At 46.2% G+C, this 26,893-nt stretch carries 1 protein-coding gene; it reads right to left on the reverse strand.

All coding sequences use genetic code 11. The features are described from left to right. Window positions 1–90: 90 nt before the first annotated feature. The gene (locus tag AAA942_RS09870; RefSeq protein ID WP_338220096.1) at window positions 91–26,787 is read right to left on the reverse strand and encodes a DUF7507 domain-containing protein; all 26,697 of its coding nucleotides are present in this window, start codon (window positions 26,785–26,787) and stop codon (window positions 91–93) included. Window positions 26,788–26,893 lie beyond the last annotated feature (106 nt).

Raw genomic sequence — 26,893 nt, forward strand, 5'->3', positions numbered from 1 at the left:
AAGGATGATTTTCTAATTCATTTTAAAAGCCAGCTGACTTAGATCTTGTCCTCTAAAAGCAATTTTTTGAAATTCAAAACTTATGGACCATTACTTAATTACTTGGATCCAGCCTTTGAATTCATGGGTTCTTCCTTCCTTATCCACTGCTTTTAGAACATAGAAATAGGTTCCGGCTACCTGACCCGAAGCACTCCAGTCATTTTGATAATCGGTAGCTTCCAAGACATGGTCGCCGTAACGGTTAAAGATCACAATCTCATTGCTGATGAATTTACCCAATCCCAGAATTTCGAAGGTATCATTATCCCCATCTACTGTACTAGGAGTAATTACATTCGGAATACGGAATGGAAGGATTTCTCCTAGATTTTCCGCCTGATTGTCCAAAGGATTGATATCTTCTTCCTCTGATTCGACTCGGGCAATGTTTAGAATTTGTCCAGGGTCACCTGCCTTGACTTTTATCCTGAGAACAATCTGACCACCGGAAGGAACAAATGGAACACTCCAAGTCACTGTGGCGCCATTGACTTGAGGATTTCCAACCTGGATCTGAGGACTGCTCACATTCAGCACATTGGAAGAAATGTAGGTCAATCCTGCAGGGAGAATATCTGTGATTACCACATCAGTAGCCGGAGTTTCTCCAACATTCGTGATCGTCAATTGGTATTCAAATTCATCTCCTTCGTAGATTTCATCAGAGAGACGATCCTTCAAAATGGAAAGATCAACTTGGTCATTTTCTATAATGATCGTGATAATCGCAGGGTCCTCATTTTCAGGGAAGTCTGCCTCCTGTAAGCTGTAAGTTATCTGATAAGTACCCGGTGCGTTTAGCCCAGGAATAATCACCAAGTTGCCTTCTTCATCTACAGAAACTCCAAGCATACCGCCTAGGTCAGTAATCTGAATCAGGACGTCCTGAGGAAGAGGCCTTTCACCATCCAATAGATCATTGGCTAGGATGTTTCCTAAGGTTCCTCCAAAGCTGACAGAGATTGGTCCGAATTGATCATCATTTGCGATGATTTCTTTGTCAGATTGCAGCCTACAAGTAATTCCATAATCAAAGTCGACGATGGATTGGGGTTCCAAGATTTTAGTCTGAATCTGAGGGGTAGTAAATTCGCACACTACCTTGAATCTTGGCTCTTGAATTCTTCCTCCCTGATTTGGAAGGATTTTTACCAAACCGGTAGAAACTAAACTCAATCCGTTTTGGGCAAACTGATCATCAGGGTTAAGAGTGATGGTAAATTCACCCAATGGTTGATTCGAAGGCAATAGATGTTTCCAGAATCCAAATGTTCCGATTTCCTCGGTGGCTTGGTATCCGTTTGGCCCTTGAATCTCCAGATTGGCACCTGAAGGGTTACCGAATCCTGCCTTGTTCAATTCACCAAAGTTTTCCAGCCCCTCGTAGCTTCCATCCCCGTTTAGGTCTATCCATTCCCACTGATTCAAATCAATAGAAAGACCAGGACCTACAAGATTTTGGGTCACTTGATCATCCCCATTGGCATCAAACCATTCATTTTGTTCTGCATCCCCATTCAGGTCATACCAGACAAAGCCCTGGATATGGAGAAGGCCATTGGCTTCTGTTCCAAGATTATATTCAAAATTTTGATTTACATATCTGCAAGTCGCAATAGTAACCTCAGCCATATTTCCATTTACTGCAAACAAGTTCTGGGCCTTGTTGAGATTTCGGTCAAATACCTCAATTCGGTAAGCGCCGGTAGGAATATTTCTTAGGAAATATCTTCCATCCGCATCGGTAAGGGTCAATCGCTGAGAGTTATCAGGGTAAGTGATGATCAACGGAACATTGGCCAGACCCGAATTATCCACCAAATTGATCACTCTACCCGTGAGCAAGGTTGAATTGGCACAGACAACCCGTACTTCCGCAGAATCTGTATCCTCAACAGACTGGTTTTGTGGGTCAATTCCCGTTACGGTAGCTATGTTGGTAATTGGAACTTGTGCCAAAATATCATCCCAAGTAACGGTATAGACCGTAGTCAAACTTACCAATTCACCCACCTTCAAGTCACCAAGCAATGAATCAAGTCCTGTCAATGGATCCGTAATTTGGACATTAATCAAATCCACCACTCCGGTGTTTTGTACCTCAAGTGTATAGGTAATTACTTCTCCCTCGCTTTCCACGGATGATTTGTCTGCAGACTTGGTGATGGAAATTTCAGGCCTCAAAGCAGAAAGATCCAAATTCACGATGGCAGTATCCCTAGCCAAAACCAATTCCAAAGAAGGTCCAGAACCTGTCGCAGTCGCAATATTTTCGATCTGTTTTGCGTCCACGTCTTGTTGAGTAACCGTGTATACTGCACTCAAAGTTTGAGACTGATTCGGAGAGAAAATGCCCAGATTACTTGAAATAGAAAGCATCGGATCCTCTAAAATCACATCTCTCAGTGTAGTAATGCCAGTATTTTGAATTACAAAGGTATAGGTGATCAAATCCCCGACTTTTTCATAAGTGTCTGGATTTGCCGTTTTCGTCAATTCAAGTTTGGATCTAATTTCTCCTCCCACGATTCCCTGTACAAATGCCTCAGCCACATCCGATACTTGTGATCCTGAAGAGGAAACTCCTGTCACTGTGGCAATATTCAATACAAAATTTTGATCGATATCTGCCTGATTTATGGTATAGGTAGTATTGACTGTAGAAGTCGATCCAGGCATCAAAGTACCTAGCTGTTGATTCAGCTGAGTCAATGGATCTGTCAATAGAATTCCGGAAAGAGTTTCATTTCCAGTATTTTCTACAATTAAGGTATAGGTAATTATATCCCCCAACTCGTTGAAATTTCCTGGATTCGCTGTCTTGGTCAAGGCAATTCCCGGAGTTTGGTTGGCCGTCACCGTAGCACTTGCCGTGGCAGTTTGTGCGGATTGGTTTGGAGCGGTGCCTGTCGCCGTAGCCGTATTCACCACGCTACCGTTGTCCACGTCCGTCTGGTTGACCGCATAGTTGGTCGTGACGGTGGCAGACTGGCCCGGAAGCAGGTTGCCCATATTGTCATTCGCATTGGTCAATGGATCCGTAACCGTGGTATTGGTCAAGGTCACGTTTCCGGTGTTGGTTACGATCAGTGTATAGGTGATCACATCACCGGCCTGATCATAGGTCGTCGGACTCGCTGTCTTTGTCAAGGCAATTCCAGGAGTTTGGGTGGCCGTCACCGTAGCACTTGCCGTAGCGGTTTGTGGGGCTTGGTTTGGATCCGTGCCCGTGGCGGTAGCCGTATTCACCACGCTGCCGTTGTCCACGTCCGTCTGGTTGACCGCATAGTTGGTGGTGACCGTAGCAGACTGGCCCGGAAGCAGGTTGCCCACAAGGTCATTCGCATTGGTCAATGGATCTGTGATTGTGGTATTGGACAAGGTGACGTTTCCGGTGTTGGTTACAATCAGCGTATAGGTGATCACATCACCGGCCTGATCGTAGGTCGTCGGACTCGCTGTCTTGGTCAAGGCAATGCCAGGAGTTTGGGTGGCCGTCACCGTAGCACTTGCCGTGGCAGTTTGTGCGGATTGGTTTATCTCTGTGCCCGTGGCCGTAGCCGTATTCACCACGCTACCGTTGTCCACGTCCGTCTGGTTAACCGCATAATTGGTCGTGACGGTGGCAGACTGGCCCGGAAGCAGGTTGCCCACATTGTCATTCGCATTGGTCAATGGATCTGTGATTGTGGTATTGGACAAGGTGACGTTTCCGGTGTTGGTTACAATCAGCGTATAGGTGATCACATCACCGGCCTGATCGTAGGTCGTCGGACTCGCTGTCTTGGTCAAGGCAATGCCAGGAGTCTGGATAGCAGTCACCGTAGCACTTGCCGTGGCAGTTTGTGAGGATTGGTTTGGATCTGTGCCCGTGGCCGTAGCCGTATTCACCACGCTACCGTTGTCCACGTCCGTCTGGTTGACCGCATAATTGGTCGTGACGGTGGCAGACTGGCCCGGAAGCAGGTTGCCCACATTGTCATTCGCATTGGTCAATGGATCCGTAACCGTAGTATTGGTCAAGGTCACGTTTCCGGTGTTGGTTACGATCAGAGTATAGGTGATCAAATCACCGGCCTGATCGTAGGTCGTCGGATTCGCTGTCTTGGTCAAGGCAATGCCCGGAGTTTGGGTGGCCGTCACCGTAGCACTTGCCGTGGCAGTTTGTGCGGATTGGTTTGGAGCGGTGCCTGTCGCCATAGCCGTATTCACCACGCTTCCATTGTCCACGTCCGTCTGGTTGACCGCATAGTTGGTCGTGACGGTGGCAGACTGGCCCGGAAGCAGGTTGCCCACATTGTCATTCGCATTGGTCAATGGATCCGTAACCGTGGTATTGGTCAAGGTCACGTTTCCGGTGTTGGTTACGATCAGGGTATAGGTGATCACATCACCGGCCTGATCGTAGGTCGTCGGACTCGCTGTCTTGGTCAAGGCAATGCCCGGAGTCTGGACAGCAGTCACCGTAGCACTTGCCGTGGCAGTTTGTGCGGATTGGTTTGGATCCGTGCCTGTCGCCGTAGCCGTATTCACCACGTTACCATTATCAACATCCGTCTGGTTGACCGCATAATTGGACGTGACGGTGGCAGACTGGCCCGGAAGCAGGTTGCCCACAAGGTCATTCGCATTGGTCAATGGATCTGTGATTGTGGTATTGGACAAGGTGACGTTTCCGGTGTTGGTTACAATCAGCGTATAGGTGATCACATCACCGGCCTGATCGTAGGTCGTCGGACTCGCTGTCTTGGTCAAGGCAATGCCAGGAGTCTGGATGGCAGGTATTTCTAATCTATCCGTGGAGCTCACCACCCGATCACTCAAATCCCTGCCTCTTGCATTGGCGACATTGAGAATGCTACCATTATCCACATCCTGCTGGGTCACTGTGTAGTTTTCCTGAACAAAGACGACTTGGGTAGGCACGAGCTGACCGATATTTCGATTCAAATTGGTCAACGGGTCAACTACCGTAACGTCAAACAGGGTCTCATTTCCAATATTGGTCACTTCGAGAGTATAGCCAATCACTTGACCCGCTCTGTCGTATTCGATCACATTAGCTGTCTTTTGCAATCGCAATGCAGGGTCCTGAATTGCTCTAATCGTTGCAGTGGCAGTTGCAGTTACGGACTGATTATTTGCCCCAAGTCCTGTGGCAGTAGCCACATTCACTACTGTCCCCTTATCGATATCAGATAGAAGGATTGAATAATTCGCATTTATCACTTGAGATTCAGTCGGAGCCAAGTCGCCCACATTTACCGATGTGCTGGTCAAAGGATCCTCCACCACCACGTCTGTGATGGTCAAATTACCTACGTTAGAAACGGTAAGCGTATATGTGATTTGCTCTCCTTCTGCATTGTATGTGGTCGGGTTAGCCACTTTGGTAAGTCTGAGGGCAGGATTAGAACTGGAAGGTGTAACTACCTGAGCCTGATCACTTACAGGTGTCTGATTCTTCGCTACTCCCGTTACTTCGGCATCGTTGGTTATAGAGCCCTTATCCAAATCCGCTTGAGTAACGGTATACGTTGCAGTCACTACTTCTACTTGACCCGGATCCATAGTTCCTATGTCATCAGACAATCCGGTCAATGGATCTGACAAGACCACATTTTCAATGGTCAAGTTCCCAGAGTTAGTGACAGTCAAGGTGTAAGTGATTACCTCATCCACTGCATCATAGATGTTCAAATCCGCATTCTTGGTCAACTCGATGCTAGGTCTTTGGATGGCCAAAATGGTCTCAGTAGCAGTGGTTTCAAAATTCAACTTATTTGGATCTGTTCCTACGGCAGTGGCAATGTTGACTACTTGACCATTATCCACATCATCTTGGGTAATCGTGTAGACGACCACACCCGATCTATCCTGACCTGGAGCGAGGCTTCCGATATTTACATTGAGGCTGGTCAATGGATCTGTAACCGTCACATTATCCAAGGTGACATTTCCGGTGTTGGTTACTTCCAGATTGTAATTGATGATATCCCCTTCCTGATCGTAAGTCTGCGGAGTTGCTACTTTGGTCAATGAAATACCCGGAGTCTGAACAGCCGTCACAGTAGCGGTCGCTCCTGCGAACTGAGTGGATTGATTTGGATCCAATCCGGTCACCGAAGCCACATTTATTACAAATCCGCGATCCAGATCTTGCTGATCGATCACATAGTTTCTGGAAACTGTAATGACGTCTGCAGGAGCAAATGAACCAAGGTCCTGAGCGGAAATACCCACCAATGGATCATCCAGAATCACTGGATTCAATGTCAGATTTCCGGTATTGGTCACAATGAGGTCATAGCTAATGACATCACCTACCTGGTCATAGGTAGTCGGGCTGGCTATCTTTTGAAGTCCGATTCCCGGAGATTGAATGGCCGTAACGGTAGCCGAAGCCCCAGCAGTGATATTTGCATTGATCACGCTAGATCCGGAAGCTGAGGCGATGTTGACAAACTCCCCTGCATCCACATCCGCTTGAGTTATGGTGTAGCTACCTGTCACCACTGCATTTTCAAATGGAAGCAAGGTGCCTACATCCTTATCAGGGCCAAGAATAATCAGTGGATCATCGATGGTCACATTGGTAATGGTCAAGTTACCCACATTGATCACCGTCAACTCATAATCGATCACGTCTCCGGCTTTGGAGTAGGTAGTAGGGGTTGGAACCTTCGAAAGGAGCAACCTTGATCCCTGCACAGCATTGATAGTCTCGGTAGCGTCGTCTTTTACCGATCTTCTAAACGGATCAAATCCTATGGCTCCTGCTGTATTGACAATGAATCCATTGTCGACATCTGCCTGAGTTACCGTGTAGGAAGTAGTATAAGTCACGCTGGCATTTGGTGCAAGGGATGGAATAGTTTCCTGTAATTTGGTGAGATCATCCAGAACGGTAGTGTTGAGCAAGGTCAGATTGCCTACATTTTTCACTACAATCTCGTAATTCACCACCTGACCTCTGAAGATATAAATCTGGGTTTGGGCAGTCTTAGTCACCTGAATTTTTGGTGCTTTAGTCGTAAATACCCTCTCCTCATCTGTATCCGAGACCACAGTTGGAATAGCAGCAGTGGTGGTGCCGGTTACAGTGGCCGTGTTTGGAATAGAAATCTGGGTATCAAAATCATTCTGATCGGTAGTGTAGCTAGTTGGAATTACCGTGCTAGCTCCAGGGGCCAAAGTGCCCAGATTCAAGTTGTTAATTCCTGTCAGCGCATCGTTGAGTGTCAAATTGACCAAGGTGACATTACCTGTATTGGTTACGGTCAATTCGTATGGAATCACATCACCTGCTTGGACTACAGTATTCACCAGAGCATTTTTGTTCAATGTGATCGACGGGTTTCTACTTGCCGTGGCAATGGCCGAATCCTCATCTCTCAAAGGATTGATAGAGCCAATGCCATTCCCTGTTACCGTTGCGGTATTGGTTACAAAACCTTGGTCAAGGTCATCTTGATCTACCGTGTAGCTAACTGTCACCACAGTGGATGACCCCGGTAAAATATTTGACAGGCTTAAGTCAACAGTTCCAGTCAATGGGTCATTCAACAGGAGATTTTCGAGGGTGAAGTTTCCAATATTGACTACCTCCAATTCATAGTTGATGATATCTCCGGGCTTGCTGTAGGTTTTTTCAATTGGAGTTTTGATCAATTCAAGACCAGCGTCATCCACAGAAACTACAATCGCTCTATCAGTAGCTGTTAGGTTAGTACCGTCTACTGCTACTGCAGTAGCAGTAGCCAAATTGATAAATATCCTCTGCTGCAAGGCATCCAGAGTAACAGTTCTCGCGGCCGATGCAGTGAAAGACTCACCTGGGCTTAGATCTCCTACCACTTGGTTGAAATTGATCAGAGGATCATCTATTTCCACATCTTCTACCGTGATGTTACCCACGTTGGTCACTACAAAGGTGAAAGTGACGATTTCACCGGTATTGACAACAACAGTAGGATTGGCTGATTTTTCCAACTCAATGCCAGGATTGGTGAGAGCGTTAATTCTAACATCATCCTGATCCATAACAGGTCCAGCTGAAGAGGTGGCATTTACCTCCGCCAAGTTTTCAATAAATCCTCTGTCCAAATCCACTTGCGTCACGGTATAGGTGGTGGTATAACTAACCGAGGTACCCGAAGCAGGGGCTGGATCTAAAGTAACAGGAGGCGAAATAAAGCCAGTGAGATTATCAGTCACCACTACATCAGTCAAGGTAAGATTTCCGATATTCTCTACTTCCAATGTGTAGGTGATGACTTCATCTACAGCCTGGAAGGAAGTCCTATCTGCAGTTTTGGTGATTTCTACCACAGGATTTTGGGCCGCAGTAATCAATTCGATTGCCGATTCTCCGACCACCGTACCAAATGGATCCGTTCCGGTAACACTTGCCGTATTTTCTATTTGTCCCAAATCAAGATCCGCCTGTGTGACGGTATAAGTGAGCGTCTGAACCTCACTCTGTCCGGGATCCAAATCAGAAATGGCAATTGGTGCGGCAGCAATCAGCGGGTCTTGCAAGGCAATGGAATTCAGGCTGACATTACCCACGTTGGTGACCGTGAGATAGTAAGTGACTACTTCTCCGGCAATGGAATAGAACTGTGGATCGGCCACCTTCACCAATTGAATAGCCGGCAAAACATCCGCCGGAACAATCAATTGATCCGTTGTTTCCAAGTTTTGATTTTGAGGACCGGTAGCGGTCACTGTCGCTGTATTTTCACGCTCCCCAGCATTCAGATCAGCTAGCTGTATGCTATAGCTACCAGTGACTGTCAAGGTTTCGCCAGGAGCAAATGATCCAAGGTTTGAATTTGTAATTCCTGCGATTGGATCATTAAAGGTCACATTATCCAAAGTGACATTCCCCTTGTTGGTAGCCACTAGCTGGTAATTGATCAAATCTCCTTCTGCATCGAAACTTGATACATCTGCAGTTTTCTCAAGAATGATGGAAGGAAGCTGTATAGCCGTCACCGTCGCTGTGGCAGCTGCTTCCAATGGATTTTGATTGGTGTCCACTGCTGTGGCTGTGGCATTATTGATCACCAAGCCGGCATCCAGATCCGTTTGGGTAATCGGATAAATTCCACTGAGGGTTTTACTTTCCGCAGGTGCAAGTGTACCCAAGGATTGTCCGATAATACCGGCCAAAGGATCATTCAAACTAACCTGATCCAGAGTCACATTACCCGAATTCGTGACTACGAATTCATAACGGATGTTATCTCCCACATTTTGATAAGTGGTTGGATTTGCGGTTTTGGTCAAAGTCAAATCAGGAGTCTGAATAGCCGTCACCGTCGCTGTAGCTGTAGCAAGTTGGGCTACCTGATTAGGATCAGTTCCTGTGACTGTAGCTTGATTGATGACTTGACCTTGATCAATATCAATCTGGGTAATAGTATAAGTCGCGGTAATCACCTGACTGTCTCCCGGAGCAAATGAACCCAGAACTTGAGCATTGATTCCACCGATAGGATCATTTAAGGTAACGGGATCGAGGGTTACGTTACCGGTATTCTCCACAGTCAGAGTATAGGTAATCACATTGCCCACCGCATCGAAGGTTAATGGATCGGCTGTTTTCTGAAGTGAAATTCCCGGAGTCTGAATTGCGTTGACTAGGGCATCATCTGTATCCGAAATGATTGCCAATGTAGGATCAGTGGCTTCCACTGTCGCAGTGTTGGTGACGTTACCCGCATCCACATCTGCCTGAGTCACTGTATAAGTGGTGGAAATGGAAGCCGTTTGTCCAGGAGCCAAATCACCTACCGTCACATCCGTACCGGTAAGCGGATCGATGATCTCTGCATTGCTCAGAGTGACATTGCCGGTATTTTCTACCTCGATAGCATATTCGAGGACATCTCCAGGGGCATCATAGTCTGAAGTAAGTGCACTTTTGACGATTTCAATATCCGGATTCTGGATTGCAGGTATGAACAACAAGTCCAAATCAAATACAAAAGTAAATTTGGGATCGAAACCTTCTGCAAAGGCCAAGTTGATCTTTCCTCCTTGATCCACATCATCTTGGGTAGCAGTATAAGTTACTGTTCTGGTCTCAGTTTGTCCAGGAGCCATTTGTCCGATAGGCAATACCAAATTCAGGATAGGATCCTGAATATCCACAGAGAATAAGGTCACATTGCCGATGTTGCTGACCTCAAAAGAATAGGTGATCAAATCTCCAGCCTGAGTGAATTCACTTACATCGGCAGTTTTGATTACGGTGATTTCTCCGATGATGATACCTGTTACGGTCTCAGAATCCTGCAACTGAAGGATTTGACCTTTTGGCTCCGTCGCCACTACAGTAGCGGTATTATTTACCACACCTGCATCCATATCCACCTGATTGGTGGTATAGCTAGTAGTGACCACTTCTACCTGACCTGGGGAAAGAGTTCCCAAGTTTTGATTGGTTCCGGTAAGCGGATCTGTCACCACCACATTGTTCAGGGTAACATTTCCTGCATTGGTCACCGTCAAAGTATAATCAATGACATCTCCAGCCGCATCAAATTGATTGACTAAAGCAACTTTTTGGAATGTCAATCCCGGATTTTGATTGGCTGTAATGGTTAGATTATCTTGATCCTCAACCTGTTGATTACCTGGGTCCTGAGCAGTCGCTGTAGCAATATTATCTATAAACCCAAAGTCGATGTCGGCCTGCTCTACAGTGTAGATACTGGTCACCTGGATGCTCTCGCCCGGTATCAAAGTACCGAGATTTTGATCTAGGCCTGTCAATGGATCCTTCACCACTACATTGGTCAGGGTCACATTGCCGGTGTTGCTGATGTCTAGGGTGTATTCAATTTCCTCTCCCGCCGTGGTGTAGGTGGATTTATTGGCAGTTTTTACCAACTCAATCACCGGATTCTGAATTACTGTCACAGTTACCGTGGACTGTCTTTCCAAGGTGGCGCTCATTGGATCTACCCCTGTTGCTGTGGCGGTATTGATCACAAATCCAGCATCCAATTCCTGCTGAGTGACTGCATGGGTAGTCGTTCTGGCATTTCCAACATTTGGAGCCAGGCTACCTACATTGACAGATAGATTGGTCAAAGGATCAATCACCGTGACATTAGAAAGAGTCACATTTCCGGTATTTCTTACATCTAGTGTGTATTCAATCAGTTCACCCAAGGTGCTTACCTGAGTCTTGTCTGCCGTTTTCTCGAAGAAAAGATCAGGAGATTGAGTGCCGGTAATCGTCAAAGTAGCTTGATCATTGACAGTCCTTCCAAACGGACTTACTCCTGACACCAGTGCAATATTGACAATTTCACCCGCATTCAGATCAGCTTGATCCACAGAATAAATACCTGTGATAGTTTGAATATCCTGAGGAGCCAAATCCCCGAGATTTTGATTGATTCCAAGTAGGTTATCTGCCAAAACCACATTGGAAAGGGTAAGATTTCCGGTATTTTCTACGACCAATGAGTAATTGATCGCATCCCCAACCGCATCAAAATCTGTCACATCTGCAAATTTGATCAGACTGAGGGATGGACTGGCATCAACCAAGGAAACAGCCCGGTCTGTATCACCGTAAACAACCTGATTTGGACCTGTGCCCTCTGCTCTTGCCACATTACGGATGAATCCTCGGTCCAAATCCCCTTGATTTACAAAATAGCTAGATGTAAATGTTGCGGATTGGGTAGGCTGTAGGAGTCCCAGATTGGTAGTGACACCTAGCAACGGATCCTCCAAATTGACCGGATCCAAGGTGAGATTTCCGGTATTGGTGACGATGAAGGTGTATACCAGTTCTTCACCCTCTTGGGCAAATCTGACTTTATCGACGGTTTTGGTCAGCGTCAAATCACCTGCCTGATTTGCCAAGACTCGCAGGGAATCATTTGCAAAAATTGGCTGTCTAAATGGTGTAAAGAAGATACTGCCTGCTGTATTGTCAATGAATCCACGGTTGATATCATCCTGAGAGACAGTGTAAGGCTTAGTAAAGGTAAGGCTCTGCCCCGGTGCAAGATTTAGATTCCTTTCATCCAGGTTGATTTTTGCATCTACTACGAATCCTCCTGTCAAGGTGAGGTTTCCAGGATTAGAAACGACCAACGTGTAGTTGACTACATCCCCGGCATCATTCACCGTGCTGACATCCGCGGATTTATCCAAGGTAAGTCGAGCATTTCTGAGCACCGGAATTCTGAGCGAAGCTTGATCGGATACCTGAACCCCATTGAGATTTTGTGCGGTAGCAGTGGCCGTATTTGGAATGATCAAAAGATCAATATCCGCTTGAGTTACCGTGTAATTTCTGGTATAAATCAATGGTGGGTCCGTAGGTGCCAAAGCCGCTACCGTTTCATCCAGACCTACCAGTAGATCCACCGTATTCACCTGGAATAAGGTTTGATTTCCTACGTTCTCCACCTCAATGGTGTATTGAATTACCTCCCCGGCGGCACCTATTTGGGCTTTATTTGCCGTCTTGGTAATCTGGATAATTGGATTTTGAATTCCCTGAACAATCTCTGTAGCTTCTTGACGTACACTCGCTCCACTGATTCCTCCACCTTCACCTCTTCCGGTGACGGTAGCGATATTCACTACTTCTCCAGCATCTATATCATCCTGATCCACCGTGTAAGTAACCGAACGTACCACAGACTGACCTACAGGAAGGGTACCAATCGTCTCAGTATACCCGGTATTGCTATCTTCCAATACAAGATCTATCAATGTGACATCTCCTGTATTGGTCACAATCAATTCATAAATGATTTGATCGCCAGGATTTGCATATCCGGATTTTTTGCCGATTGCAAACTTATCGAGCTCTACAGCTGGTCTTCCGGTTGAGATGGCAAAGGCAACGTCTTTCGCACTGATGACTGTTTGATCGGGTTCAGTGGCATTAACGGTTACCTCGTTTCGGATGATTCCATTAGGATCGTCCACATCACTTTGCTGTACTGTGTAGGTAAAGGATCGGGTAATGGATGCTCCCGGAGCCATCAATCCCAAGTCTTCGGAATAGCCGATTCGAGGATCGCTGATTTGAACAGGATCCAGGGTTACATTGCCTGTGTTGGTGATAATGAAATCATAAACCAGCAGATCTCCGTCTGCTTGGAAGATTCTTGGGGTAACCAGCTTTCTAACTTGAATTCCTCCCAATTGAATTCCCTGAACGGTCCAACTGTCTTGCAATTGAAGCGGATTACCGGAAGGACTTTCTGCATTGACCGTGGCAGTATTGATAAAATCACCGTTGTCCAAATCTACTTGAGTGAAGTCGTAGGTAACTTGAACTACAGTGCTTGCACCTGGATTTAAAGTAAGAGTTGGGCTGGTATAACTCAGCTTTGGATCATTGATTACTACATTGCTAAGCGTCACATTACCTGTATTGCTGACTTCCAAATCGTAGGTTACTTGTTGATTTGGAGCAAAGAAGAAGAATCGATCTCCTTGTTTGGTAAAGGTCAACTGCTCGATTTGGTTGGCAAGAACCTCAACAGAATCGATGTCAGAAATAAGACGATTTGCGGGAGATACTGCAGTGACTGTGGCTGTATTAACCAAAGAACCATTATCCAAGTCGGTCTGAGTAATGGAATAGATACCTGTAACGGTGGAGCTCGCCCCTACCTGCAGCTCTCCAATGGACACATTAAGGCCTAGTTTACTATCCACCAATTGGGTATTCTCCAAAGTCTGATTACCGGTATTTGTTACAACCAATTCGTAATCAATAACCTCGTCTACCGCAGAATATGGGCCGTTCGGTGTCGTTTTGAGTAGTGCAATTTCAGGATTTTGGATCGCTCTAACGGTAGCCGAACCGACATCACTAACTGAAGTAGCTGATGGATCTCTACTTACTCCAGTTACAGAAGCAGTATTGACAAACAAACCAGCATCCAAATCTGCTTGCTGGATGGTATAACTGGTAGTGTAAACCTCGGTCTGACCCGGGTCAAGTGTTCCCACAATTACAGTCAGATTGGTTTCGTTGTCGACCAATTCCACCTGATCCAGAGTAACATTTCCAGTATTAGTTACTTCGATGTCATAATTAATTATAGTTCCAACTTGGTCATAAATTCCTTGACTTGGTGTCTTCACCACCTCAATACCTGGATTTAGAGCAGCAGGAACAGTAATCTGGTTGGTGATGGCCTCTTGGGGATTGCTATTCACATCTACCCCCGAGGCAGTAGCAGTGTTGGAGTAGCTACCTGCATCCAAATCCACCTGTGCGACCACATGCCTTGCCGGAACATCGACTACCTGACCAGGAGCGAGAGAAGGTATTGGATTAGTTCCAAGAATTTCTGCCTTAGGATCAGTGATATTGATGTTGGAAAGAGTCACATTACCTGTGTTTTCCACAGAGATTACATATTGGATTTCCTGTCCAACTGCACTGTAAGAGGAAGTTGCTGTCGACTTAGAAGCTGCGATTCCAGGAGTTTGAATAGCAGTAATTACCACCTCATTGGACAAATCCTGCACTGCGACAGACTGAGGGGTTTGACCTGTAGCGGTAGCCACATTGCGGTATTCTCCCGCATCTAGGTCTGCCTGAGTTACATCATGGGTAGCTGTTAGGTTTTTGCTTTGTCCGGGAGAAAGCTTAAACTGACCGGTTGAAACTACTGTATTTGGATCGGTAACCACGACTTTACTGATCGTGACATTACCCCTATTCGTCACCACCAAATCATAAGTAATTCGCTCACCAACCCGGTCATAAGTGGATTGTCTTACACTTTTTACAATTTCCAATACCGGATTTTGCAAAGCAGGTATGGTCACTGTATTTGAGTTGCGAGACAGCAGTTTGCTGTTCGGATCCAAGCCTGTACCAGAGGCAGTATTGATATAGCGTCCAGCGTCAAGGTCAGCCTGGACTACAGTGTGCGATGCAGTCACTGTGGCCACCTGACCAGGGAAAAGGATCGGGATTGGTATACCTGAATTGATAACGGCCTTAGGATCCGAAACCGACAAAGCTGTCAGGGTAACATTTCCGGTATTTTGAACCAAAATGGTATAGTTCAAAACATTTCCGACGGCATCATAAGAAGCTGTACTGCTTGATTTGGTTAGGGTGAAATCCGGTCGCTGAACAGCAGGAACAGTGACTCTATTGGTTTTTCTGGAAATCAGTGTTCCATCTAGTTCCTTACCCTCCACATCGGCAATATTTTCGTATTTACCTGCATCTAAATCAGGTTGAGTCACAGTATGGACCGCATTGACGATTACTGATTGCCCCGGAGCCAAAACCGGTATAGGATTGGCAGTCGGGTCAATTTCTGCCTTGGGATCCGTTATGATCACATCAAACAGGGACACATTACCTACGTTCTCAACTAAGAATGTATAATTGATCACATCACCAACAGCATCATAATTTGGTGTAGAGGAGGACTTAGCTACCTTGAGTTTAGGGTTTTGGGTAGCCAACAGTGTCTTACTATCGGTGGCTGTTAGAATGTTGTTGTTTAGGTCACGTCCAGTTGCAGTAGCCACGTTAATCAATTCTCCTACATCCACATCTTGCTGGGTGGTGAGATATTGGACATCAAAGACCAAGAACTCTCCCGGTGACAACAATGGAATCAAGGTATCCAGCCCTACTTTAGGATCTTCTATTCTGAGATCGAAAATGCTTACATTCCCGCTGTTTTGAGCATATAGGTTATAAGTAATAACCTCTCCCGGTTGGAAGTATCCACTTTGCTGGACACCTTTTCCAAAGTTCAATCCCGGAGTCTGAGCCCCATTAATGATTTCGGTATCACTGTCTGAAATAGAACCTCCATCCGGTTTTTTGCCAACTGCCTCAGCGGTATTGACAATGGTGCCAGCATCAATATCATTCTGATTCACCAGATACTGCTCAGTATAGGTGAAACTTTGACCCACTCCCAGGAAGCGGATAAAGTCATTCAGTCCTGTCTTCTGGTCTGTGACTGCGATATCAGTCAGGTTAACATTGCCATCGTTTCGTATCTCAATAGTGTAGGTAAGGGTCTCTCCGACGGCATTATAGCCACTTTGTTGTGCTCTCTTGTTGACCGTAAGGACAGGGTTGACTATAGCAGGGATCGTGTCTCTTCCGATGGCTGGCGCAAGGTTTCCTTGGGTAGGAGTCCCAGTTGCAGTGGCCACATTGACAAATTCTCCATTGTCTACATCTTGCTGTTTGGTCGTATAGTTAGCAGTATAAGACCATACTTCCCTAGGCTCGAGTTTACCATTATTGTTCAGGTCACCACCTCGGAAGGTAGGGCCTGAAGACACTCCCGGATCCACCACATTGATATTGCTGATGGTCACATTCCCAGTATTGGTCAGGAGCAAGGAATAGCTCAGGGCGGCACCAGGTCGATTGTAATTATTCGGAGAAGTAGTACTTACCTTATCCAATTTCCAGCCTGGCAAAACAAGAGCCGGTACATCTTCGGTATCCTTGACATTGGCAAGGTTTCCGGAAGTCAGTTGACCAGAGGCAGTTACTTCATTGATATATCTTCCCCGATCGAGATCTGCCTGAGTCACCGTGTAAGAAGCCGAATAGGTCCAAGTTTCATTTACATCCAGGAGATTGTTGGTATTGGTATCGCCTGATTGAAGGGTAGGCCCCACACTTGCTCCCGGGTCAGAAACCACCACATTTTTAATAGTGACATTGCCTGTATTGGCAAGTACAATTTGATAATTCAATATTTCACCGACAGCCCTAAAGTTCTTGGGGTTATTCGCAGCGGTCTTATTGATCGTCCATCGGGCATTTATGGTCGCATTGACAGTAGCTTTTCCGGTTTCAGAGATAGAAGCCGAACTAGGCAAAGTGCCGGTAGCTGTGGCAGTGTTCTCAAATTTACCATTGTCCACATCGGCTTGGGTAGTGGTGTAGGAGGTAGTATAGGTCCATATTTCCCCAGGAGAAAGAATGCCGTCATTTCCGGTATCTCCGCCGGTAAATTGAGGAGCAGCTGTCTTCGGATCGGATACAGACAGGTTGGTAACCGTGATGTTTCCGGTATTTTCTACCGTGATCGTGTAATTGATGAGGACCCCAGGAGCGGCAAATTGGCTGATGCTAGGGGTCTTGGTGACCTTCAGTTTTGGATTTTGATTGACAGGGGTTCTTACTGTCTGATTTCGGGTGACCTTACTTCCATCTACCTGTGCGACCAACTCTGCATCATTTTCCACATACCCCCGATCCAAATCTACTTGGGTAACCGTGTATTGAGTGGTGTAGATGATGGTTTGGCCCGGATCGAGTCTAGGCTCACTTTCAGACAGATTTGTCAGCGGGTCATCCGTATTGACTACAAAATAGGATAGGTTACCGGTGTTTTCTACTTTCAACAAGTAGCTGATGACGTCACCTACTTGGCTGACACTGGCCGGAGTGGCTGTTTTGGTAAATCGGATACTTGGGTTTTTAGAGGCAATTACAGTAACTGTTTGCTCATCTTTGATAGGTTGACCAAACGGTCCTCTGGCATTGACTTCCGCAGTATTGATCACCCTTCCTGCATTCAGATCGTCTTGGGTGACTGTGTAAGTTTCCGTATAGGTTTGGCTTGAAGAAACAGATAAGACCGGTAGATTGACATCCAATCCAGTAAGAGGATCGGTAATCTGTACAGAATTCAGCGTCACATTCCCGGTATTGAGGACGATGATGGTATAGTTCAGTAGGTCTCCTGCGGAATCATATCCCTTTTCTGCTACTGACTTCAAGATGTCGATTTTTGGATTTTGGGAGCCATTGAGTTCCACCCCGTCGAAGTCTCTGACAGTGGCGGGAAGAAGAGGGGCAGTCCCTTCTACATTGGCGACATTTTGAATTCTACCGACATCCAAGTCTCTCTGGGTAATAGAATAATCCACCGTGAAAACTTGAACCTCACCTGGAGACATGGTTCCAATGGCATTGGTATAGCCGAGGGTTGGATCCTGCAATAGAACATTTTCCAAATCGACATTCCCATTATTTCTGACCCTCAATTCGTAAGGAACGATTTCCCCAACAAAAGAATATCCGAATGCAAGAGCTCTCTTTTCAAGGTCTATGCTTGGATTGGCAGACCCACCGATAAAGTTAGAATCTCCATCACCCACATTTCCACCATCCGGATCTTTTCCGGTGACGGTGACGGTATTGGTTAGGTTACCCCGATCCAAATCAGCTTGAGTAATGGTATATGTCCCTTGATAGGTCCAAATCTCGGTAGGGTCCAATTTGGAATCATTGTCAGTATCCACCCCAAGGAAGGTCAGTGGATTGATCAAAGGATCATCTACCACTAGATCCGAAATGGAAACGTTCCCGGTATTTCGGACAAGGATCGTATAGGTAATCACCTCATCGACAGTGCTAAAGCTGTTAGGCTGAGCAGATTTAACTACATCGATGGATGGATTTTTAGAGCCGGTTACGATGTCCGTATCTGTATCTGTTAGGGTATCATTATCCGGATCGGTACCGGTAACTGTAGCATTGTTGGTGACAGTACCATTATCCACATCATCCTGTGTGACCGTGTAGGCTCCAGTGAAGGTCCATATTTCTCCCGGATCCAAAATATTATTTCTGCCCGGACCGGATGGAGGAGACAAATCCCCGGATATATAGGTAAGGCCGATCAAATCATCAGTCACCTGCACATTATCAACTCGGGTATTTCCTGTGTTCTGGACAAAAATGGTGTAGGTAAGAATATCCCCAGCTAAATCGTACCCTTGTTGATCCGCTAATTTGGTCAAACTGATGGAATTGGTCTTCGACCCATTCACCGTTACCGTATCCGAATCGGTCAAGGTGTTATTATCCGGGTCGGTCAACTCAACTGAAACCACATTTTGAACGCTACCATTATCTATATCATCCTGGGTAATAGTATAAGTTCCTTGGTATACCCAAGTCTCACCCACATCCAATTTCCCGACAGTAGGTCCATCACCGGATACCAAACTCAAATCGCTTCCGGCTATGATGGAATCGTCAACCGAAACATTGTCCAAGGTCACATTTCCTGTGTTTTGGATTTGGATGGAATAAGTAATTACCTGACCCGGACTATTAAAGCCCGTAGAGGTGGTAGTTTTATTGACCTCAAAAGAAGGATTCTTCACCGGAGTGGAGGTTGCAGAATCAGAGTCAGTGACATCTCCTCCCTGAGAATCTTGCCCTTCGACCGTTGCAGTATTGGTTACAGGTCCATTGTCTACGTCATTTTGGGTGACGGTGTAAGTATTGGTATAGGTGAAGGTTTGCCCGGGAGCAAGGTCACTTACCGGGAAAACTCCCGCCCCAAAGAAAGGATCTGTCAATTCCAAATCGGACAGACTGAGGTTCCCATTATTGGTGACAACCAGGGTGTAGGTCAGCACCTCACCTGCCATAGAATAGGTGCTTGGACTCACATTTTTTGTAAGCTCAACCGAAGGATCAAAAATAGCATTGATGGTCTCATCATCAGTGGCATTCGGAAGGGTTCCTCCAGGAGGTGTACCGGAAGCAGTGGCTGAATTGGTGAAGGATCCTGCATCCAAATCTGCCTGCTTGATGGAATAGGTAGCTGTGTAGGTCCAAATCTCGTTGGGATCCAAGTCTCCGTCTGAATCCGTATCGCCGGAAACGAAACTAGGACCGGTGGTAGCTTTAGGGTCGGAAACTGTCGGATTATCAATGGATACATTTCCGGTGTTGTCTACCAACAAGGTATAGGTAATGGTCTGACCTGCCCGATCGTAGGTTGCCGTGCCGGCACTCTTGGTCAGGGTCCAAGAAGGATTAGGTGTAGCCGTGGCGGTAGCATCATCAGAAATTTCAGGTAGGTTTCCTGCAGGGGATTTGGATGTGGCGCTGACAGAATTGGTAAAACTTCCCGCATCCACATCGGCCTGAGTTACGGTGTAGGTGGTGGTGTAAACCCAAGTTTCACCAACATCCAAAGTTCCAGTATTGGATACATCTCCCGAAACCAAGACCGGATTGGCTGTCTTCAGGTCAAAGAGGGAAACATCTGTGATGCTGATATTTCCGGTATTTTCAACCGATATGGTATAGCTAAGGACATCTCCAGCGTTTTCATAGGTGCCTGGACTGTCCACTGTTTTTTGGATAGTCCAATCAGGCATCTGATCTGCTGGAACAAAAATACTGGCATTGTCATCTTGGAGATTCCCCAAAATCGATTCCCCGGAAACGGTGGCTGAATTGGTAACTCCTCCTTGATCAATATCCGACTGAGTAACAGAATAGGAGGCCTGATAGGTCCATACCTCATCCGGGTCGAGTTTGCCATCGGTATTGGTGTCCCCGGAAGTCAAAGTCAGAGGAGAACCTGAGATAAGAGGATCATTGACTTCCACATTTTCCAAAATCAAATTGCCGGTATTCTCTACTAAGATGGTGTAGGCAATCACCTCGCCGGCGGTGGTGATGGTAGTTTTATCGGCTGTTTTGGAGATATCAAATCTTGGTGTCTGGGCAGCATTGATGGTAAGGTTCCCAACCTTGTCTATGGTAGACCCTGGATTTTTGGGGTCATCTGTAGAAACAGAGGCGGTATTGGCTATGCTTCCGTTTTCAATATCTGTCTGAGTGACGGTATAGGTACTGGTCGCTACGACTGTTTGGCTAGGAGTAATGCTAGGAATGGTCGTCATCAAACCGGTCAACGGATCATCGATCTCCACATCTGTCAGTGTGACGTTTCCAGAATTGATAATCACTATTCCATAGGTGATCACTTCACCGGCCTGACTGTATCCAGTCTTATCAGCCCGCTTGATCACGTTGTAATTCGGTACCTGAACTGCCTGAATGGTCTCATCATCAGTAGCATCTGTAAGGATTCCCTGTGAAGGATTACCTGTGGCTGTAGCAATATTGGTATAGCTTCCCGCATCCAAGTCGGCTTGGACTATGGTGTGTTTGGCATTGTACACCCACGTTTCTCCCGGAGCCATCACCTGATCGTTACCCAAATCCCCGGAGGCATAGGCAGGACCAGGGGCATCTGCGCCCGGATCTGAAACGACCAACTGAGTAATGGTTACGTTTCCTGAGTTGGTGACTCGGATGGTGTAATTCAATACCTGACCCAACTGGCTGTAAGGTTGGCTACTGCTGGTTTTCTGGACGGTCAATTCAGGATTAGGAACTGCATCCACGGTGACCGTATTCGAAACTCCCGGGGTCAAGGTCCCACCTGCAGGAGTGCCGTTAGCTGTGGCCGTATTGCTGTAGCTGCCCGCATCGATATCTGCTTGGGTGACCGCATGGGTAGCAGTGTAAGTCCACGTTTCTCCCACGTCCAATGTTCCCGCAGGAACATTATCCCCTTGAATTGTGGCTGAAATAGTCGTATTCGGATCGGTGAGCGTCACCCCAGTGATGCTGACATTTCCTGTATTTTGTATAAGAATTTGATAGCTAATTACATCACCGACTTGGTCATAGTCAGCTGTTATTGTCGATTTGGTGACTGTCCAGGAAGGATTCTGGACTGCATCCACGGTGACCGTATTCGAAACCGCAGGAGTTAAGGTTCCCCCGGCTGGAGTACCGTTGGCTGTGGCCGTATTGCTGTAGCTGCCCGCATCGATGTCTGCTTGGGTGACGGTATATGAGCCTCCATATACCCAAGTCTCTCCCACTTCTAATTTTCCTGCAACTCCTCCATCTCCACTAGTCAATACTGGTGGAGATAACAATAAATTATCAGTCAAACTGACATTGCTTATGCTGACATTTCCTGTATTGGACAATTGGAATTCGTAAAGGATCACCTCTCCTACTTGAGAATAATCCGTAGCCGATGTTGACTTTGTCAAAGTCCAAGCTGGGCTTTGAATGGCATTAACCGTTACAGTATCTGATGCGGGAGTTGGGGCACCAGCAGCTGAGGTTCCTGTCGCAGTTGCAATATTTTGGAACGAACCTGCATCAAGGTTATCTTGGGTTACCTGATAAGTCAAAGAATAGGTCCAAGATTCACCAATTCCCAAAATCTGATCTGATCCTGTATCGGAATTTGGATCTAGAGTTGGTGTTTGGTTGATGGAAAGGTCTTGGAGGTTTACATTGGAAATGGCAACGTTGCCGGTATTCTCCAAAACAAATTTGTAAACTATGGGATTTCCTGCTGCATTAAAGCTTGGAGTACTGGCAGTTTTGGTAAGTGTCCATGAGGGATTACCTGGACCAGTAACTATTGTAAAGACTGCATCATTAGGAAGGTTGACTCCATTAAATACCGCAATAGAATTATTAAAGGAAGAGGCATCCAATACTGATGGGTTTCCATCCGTAAAGTCCCCATTTCCATCGATATCGATAAGTAGCTTAATCTCATTTGTCTGGGTAGCAGTAATCGATATTCCTGATAGATCAACTGTTAACTGAATTGTTCCTGGATCACCGGTTCGCTGTACTTTCCATTCCCTTTTTAAGCGAAAAGAACCCAGATTTGCAGGTATATTGGTAGTTAGAGTCGTCAATGAATCAGCATTGTGCCCAATCATCAAGAAGTCCCCATCATCTAGGGATGAGGCATTCCGGATTACGATATTTCCTTTTCCTGAAATTCCGGTACCATCTCCATTTCCTGTATTCATACTATTGGAGGATGCTTGGAGCAGCCCTCCTTTATCATCTCTTCCGATACCAAAAATATCGTACTGGAAATTAGTTTTTACAGTTCCCGTCCAAACTGGCTGTTGCTGGCTATTGATATAATCGAAAGGATTTAATCGGTTTCCAAGGGTAATCCCATATTTAATAGCCAAGTAAGATTGAACAATTTTCCTTTCCGTATCAGTCAAAACCTTAGGATATACTACTAGTTCCGAAATATCTACTTCATTAAAAGTGTTGCTATATCCCCCGATTACAAAAGCGAGACTATCACCCGGTGAGCTATAAGAACCAGCTTCAGTTTGTCCGGCAATACCATTGGTATTCAGGGAAAGTGATTTGGTACCATTAGAATTAGTAGTGGAAACCATATCAGTAAGGATAATTTGACCATTTCCGGGGCTAGAAGAAGGACTTGCTGAAAAAGTATTCTGATAGGCAACTCCATTATCTTGAATGGAAATTTTGACTTGGCCGGAACCATTATCCATGGAATAAATCGCATCTCCAGACCCTTTGACTCTATAAACGGCAAACTGAGTTGAAGTTTGTGATGAACCCGACAATCCTAATACCTCTGGTAATTTTTGGGTAATCATTCGGTCATCTACCCCATCAAAAGAAACACTCCTGTTGAAATTGATTTGGTTTACACCACTAGTATTAAGTGTTGGTCTTGCATTTCCCGAGGCATTGGCTAAGGTTGTAAATTGGCTACCGATATTGGCCCATTGGTTGACTGATCCTCCAGTGAAATCGACAGCCTTATCCGCAGCATACCATAGAATACTTTGTGAAACACCACCTGCATCCTGTCGAAGTGTCAATAAAGTGAAGACTGCATTATCGGGCAGGTTGATTTGATTAAATTCAACCACATTGGAGTTGAATGAAGATGCAAAAATTCCATCGACCTGACCATTGGTAAAGTCACCATTGCCATCTCGGTCAACCAAGAGAAGGAAATTAACCGCCGTGGTCCCCGAAACAGTCAACCCGGTCAGATCAAACTTAAGAGTGACAGCACCGACATTTCCTGTTTGTTTTACTTTCCATTCTCTACCCAGTCTTTTTCCTCCAGGCAAAAAGATCGGGAGGTCAGTACCTTGTTCTGTTAAAGACCCATTGTCATGACCTACCATCAAAAATTCTTCGTTGTCTAAGTTGGTTGGATCTTGAATAACCAAATTCCCTTTTCCAGCCTGTCCTGTTCCATCTCCACTGCCTGTATTGATGCTGTTGGACTGGGATTGATTCAACCCGCTGCCATCGTCTTTTCCAATGCCAAATACATCGTGCCAGTACGCAGTATTGTTCCAAAGAACTGTACCATCAGAAGCAAGATAATTTGTAATTGAAGGATCTAAGCTGATACCATATTTAATTGCCAAGTAAGATTGAATTCTGTTTCGCTCGGCATCTGTATGAGAGGCTGGATACATAATCAATTCTGCCATTTGACCGTTGTAATAATCGGGTTGTGCAGGATCCGATGAACGACCGATATATGGGAGTGCAGTAAAGGGATTCATGGCCGAACTTCCCAACAAATTTGCAGTTGCATGAAAGGTACCATCGATAAATGTTTTGTGATTTGTCGGAGTTTGACCTGCCACTATCTCGACTACAGATAATCTAGGTTTAGTTATTCCGACAGCACCACTGGATTGAAAATAGGTCCCTTGATTATCCCCGGTTCGTAGATTGTTTCCTTTTGCAATATATCCTCTATTGGCCGTGCTACCATCCGAAGCGAGGGTAGAACTCATAATGGTAGGTTGTCCGCTCGATGTCCCTAGTTTTGAGACAACATATAAGGTTTGAAAAGTAATCGCAGCATCTCCGGTTAGAAAATCGCCTGCTCCATCAAAATCAATGGCATTATTAAAGTTGATGCCTGAGGCTCCTGTCTGAGGATCTCCGGAAACTGTGAAGGTGTTGATGCCTGCCTGGTCAGCCCAGCCGGTCAGGTTGGCACCGCTGTTGGTGGTACCTGCATCGGCTTTAAGCCATAAAGCAGAGCCGCCTATAGCAGGACCCGCAGTTTGTGTGACAAAGGTAAACACGGCATTGTGCGGCAGGGTTACCGTGTTAAAAGTAAGTATATTGGATGCGTAAGATGCCGGCTGAATTACTGTAACGGTTCCGGTGGTAAAATCGCCATCGCCATCGGTATCGATGAGCAGTTTGAAATCGTTATCCGTGGTTCCGGTTACGGTTAAGCCGGAAGTGTTAAATGTTAAGGTAACGGTGCCCGGGTCTCCGATGCGGCTTACTTTCCATTCGCGGCTGATGCGTTTGGCGTTGGGCAGGGTGACAGGCAAATCGGTGCTTTGCTCGGTGATGGAGGTGTTTTTATCTTCATTATGCCCAATGATCAGAAAATCCAGGTTATCCAGGCTGGAAGGATTGCTCAGTACAATGTTCCCTTTGCCGCTCTGGCCGGTACCATCTCCGCTGCCGCTGTTGATGCTGTTGCTTTGCGGCTGATTAAGCCCGGTGCCATCGTCTCTGCTGATGCCGAAGATGTCATTCTTGTACGGTAGTGGCTGGTCCCAGATGGTGCTGCCATCGGAAGCCAGGTAGGTATAGGTTACGCTATTTGCCAGATTAGCGCCTTTGGTAAGGCCATATTTCAGGGCGAGGTAGCTTTCCACCTTGTTGCGCTCGGTAGCCGAAAGCTGCTGCGGGTAGGTAATGAGTTCCGCCAGTTCCCCGTAAAATCCGTACAATAATATTGAGCTATTCGAAAATCCGGGGTCATTATACACGGTACCACCAACCCTTGGTGTAAAGGTCATGGAAGGAAAATCCGGATTCACCGGAGGAAAGCCGTTCTGTAGAAACACCAGAGCACTATTCACATAAACATCCGTAAAAGTCGGAGAAGTAGATGACCCATAGTTATGCGTATTCATCATGAACTCCTGCGCACTTACCTGGTAGTCGTAGTAAGGTGGGGGATCAGTACCAAAATTTAGGCCTTCGGTAAAAGTGCCGTTTGTAAAAGTTCCCACTTGCGGGTCGTTTCCTCCTGAATACCTGGTAAAAATTCCTACCCCGGAGATGGCCCCGGAAATGGCAGGAAACGCTGTGCTGCCCAGTACCGTGCCTACGATAGTGCCTCCCAACTCGGGGTGTGGGGTATATTTATAAACAGCAAAAGCTTCGGCTACGGTAATCTGGGTATTACCATCAAGGCGATTGGCAGGATCTTGTGTGGGCAAGCTATTACCATCCGTTGGGTTGGTAAAGCCCACCGCGGGGTTGAAGTTTACCTGGTTAGTGGCAAAGGAAATGGTACCGGTCTTGGTAAAGGTGTTGTTGCCGGTTTTGTCGGCCCAGGCAGTAAGGTTGCCCCCGCTTTGGGTCACCCCGTCATCGGCCTTCAGCCACATTACAGTGCCAGCCACCCCGCCTGGGTTATTGTTGAGCGCCCCGGCAATCTGGCTGGGCAGCAGGGGTGCATCCCACACTCGTATGCTGCGCACGGTGCCACCGGTGGTATGTTCGGTAGCCGTGGCATCATTCATAAACAAATCAAACACCCGGTTGCCACCCACCAAATGCGGAACCGAAGAACTCGTATTATCATTTACGTTATATACTTCTGTAACAGTTCCATTGGCTTCCACCACATACAGTTTCAGGTCATTGTTAGAAGCCCTGGTGAGGATAAAATCGTAAAATGTATTGGCCGTATAGTTTACCGCAGTATTGGCAGGAAACGGGAACAACACCAAGTGGCCATCGTTGAAATAGAGGCCTTTGTCGTCCGACAAACCCAGGAATGAAATAATCTTTTTATAACCTGTACCGGTCTGATCATATTCAATCCGGAAACCCAGGGAATAACTGGTAGGATCGGGAATTTGATTGGTGGCCAGTGTAAGACCGCCACCTGGAGAACTGGGCTGTGTCCAGGTCCAGCCGTTAGGATTGGTTTGGAACGAAGAGGTGGCTACGTTATACGGCGTCAGAGAGATGCCCGTGGCTTTGGTGTCGTTCAGATTGCCATTGAACTGGAAGTCGTGGATGAGGTTTTGAGCCTTCAAAAAGGATGAATAAAAAGTTATTAAAATAAAAATCCCGTACACCAGGAACCTATAGAAGGTAGAAAATCTCACCAACTTCATTTTCTCTGAATAAAAGTAATTCATA

The sequence above is a fragment of the Algoriphagus sp. oki45 genome (assembly GCF_036245605.1).
Taxonomy (GTDB): Bacteria; Bacteroidota; Bacteroidia; order Cytophagales; family Cyclobacteriaceae; genus Algoriphagus.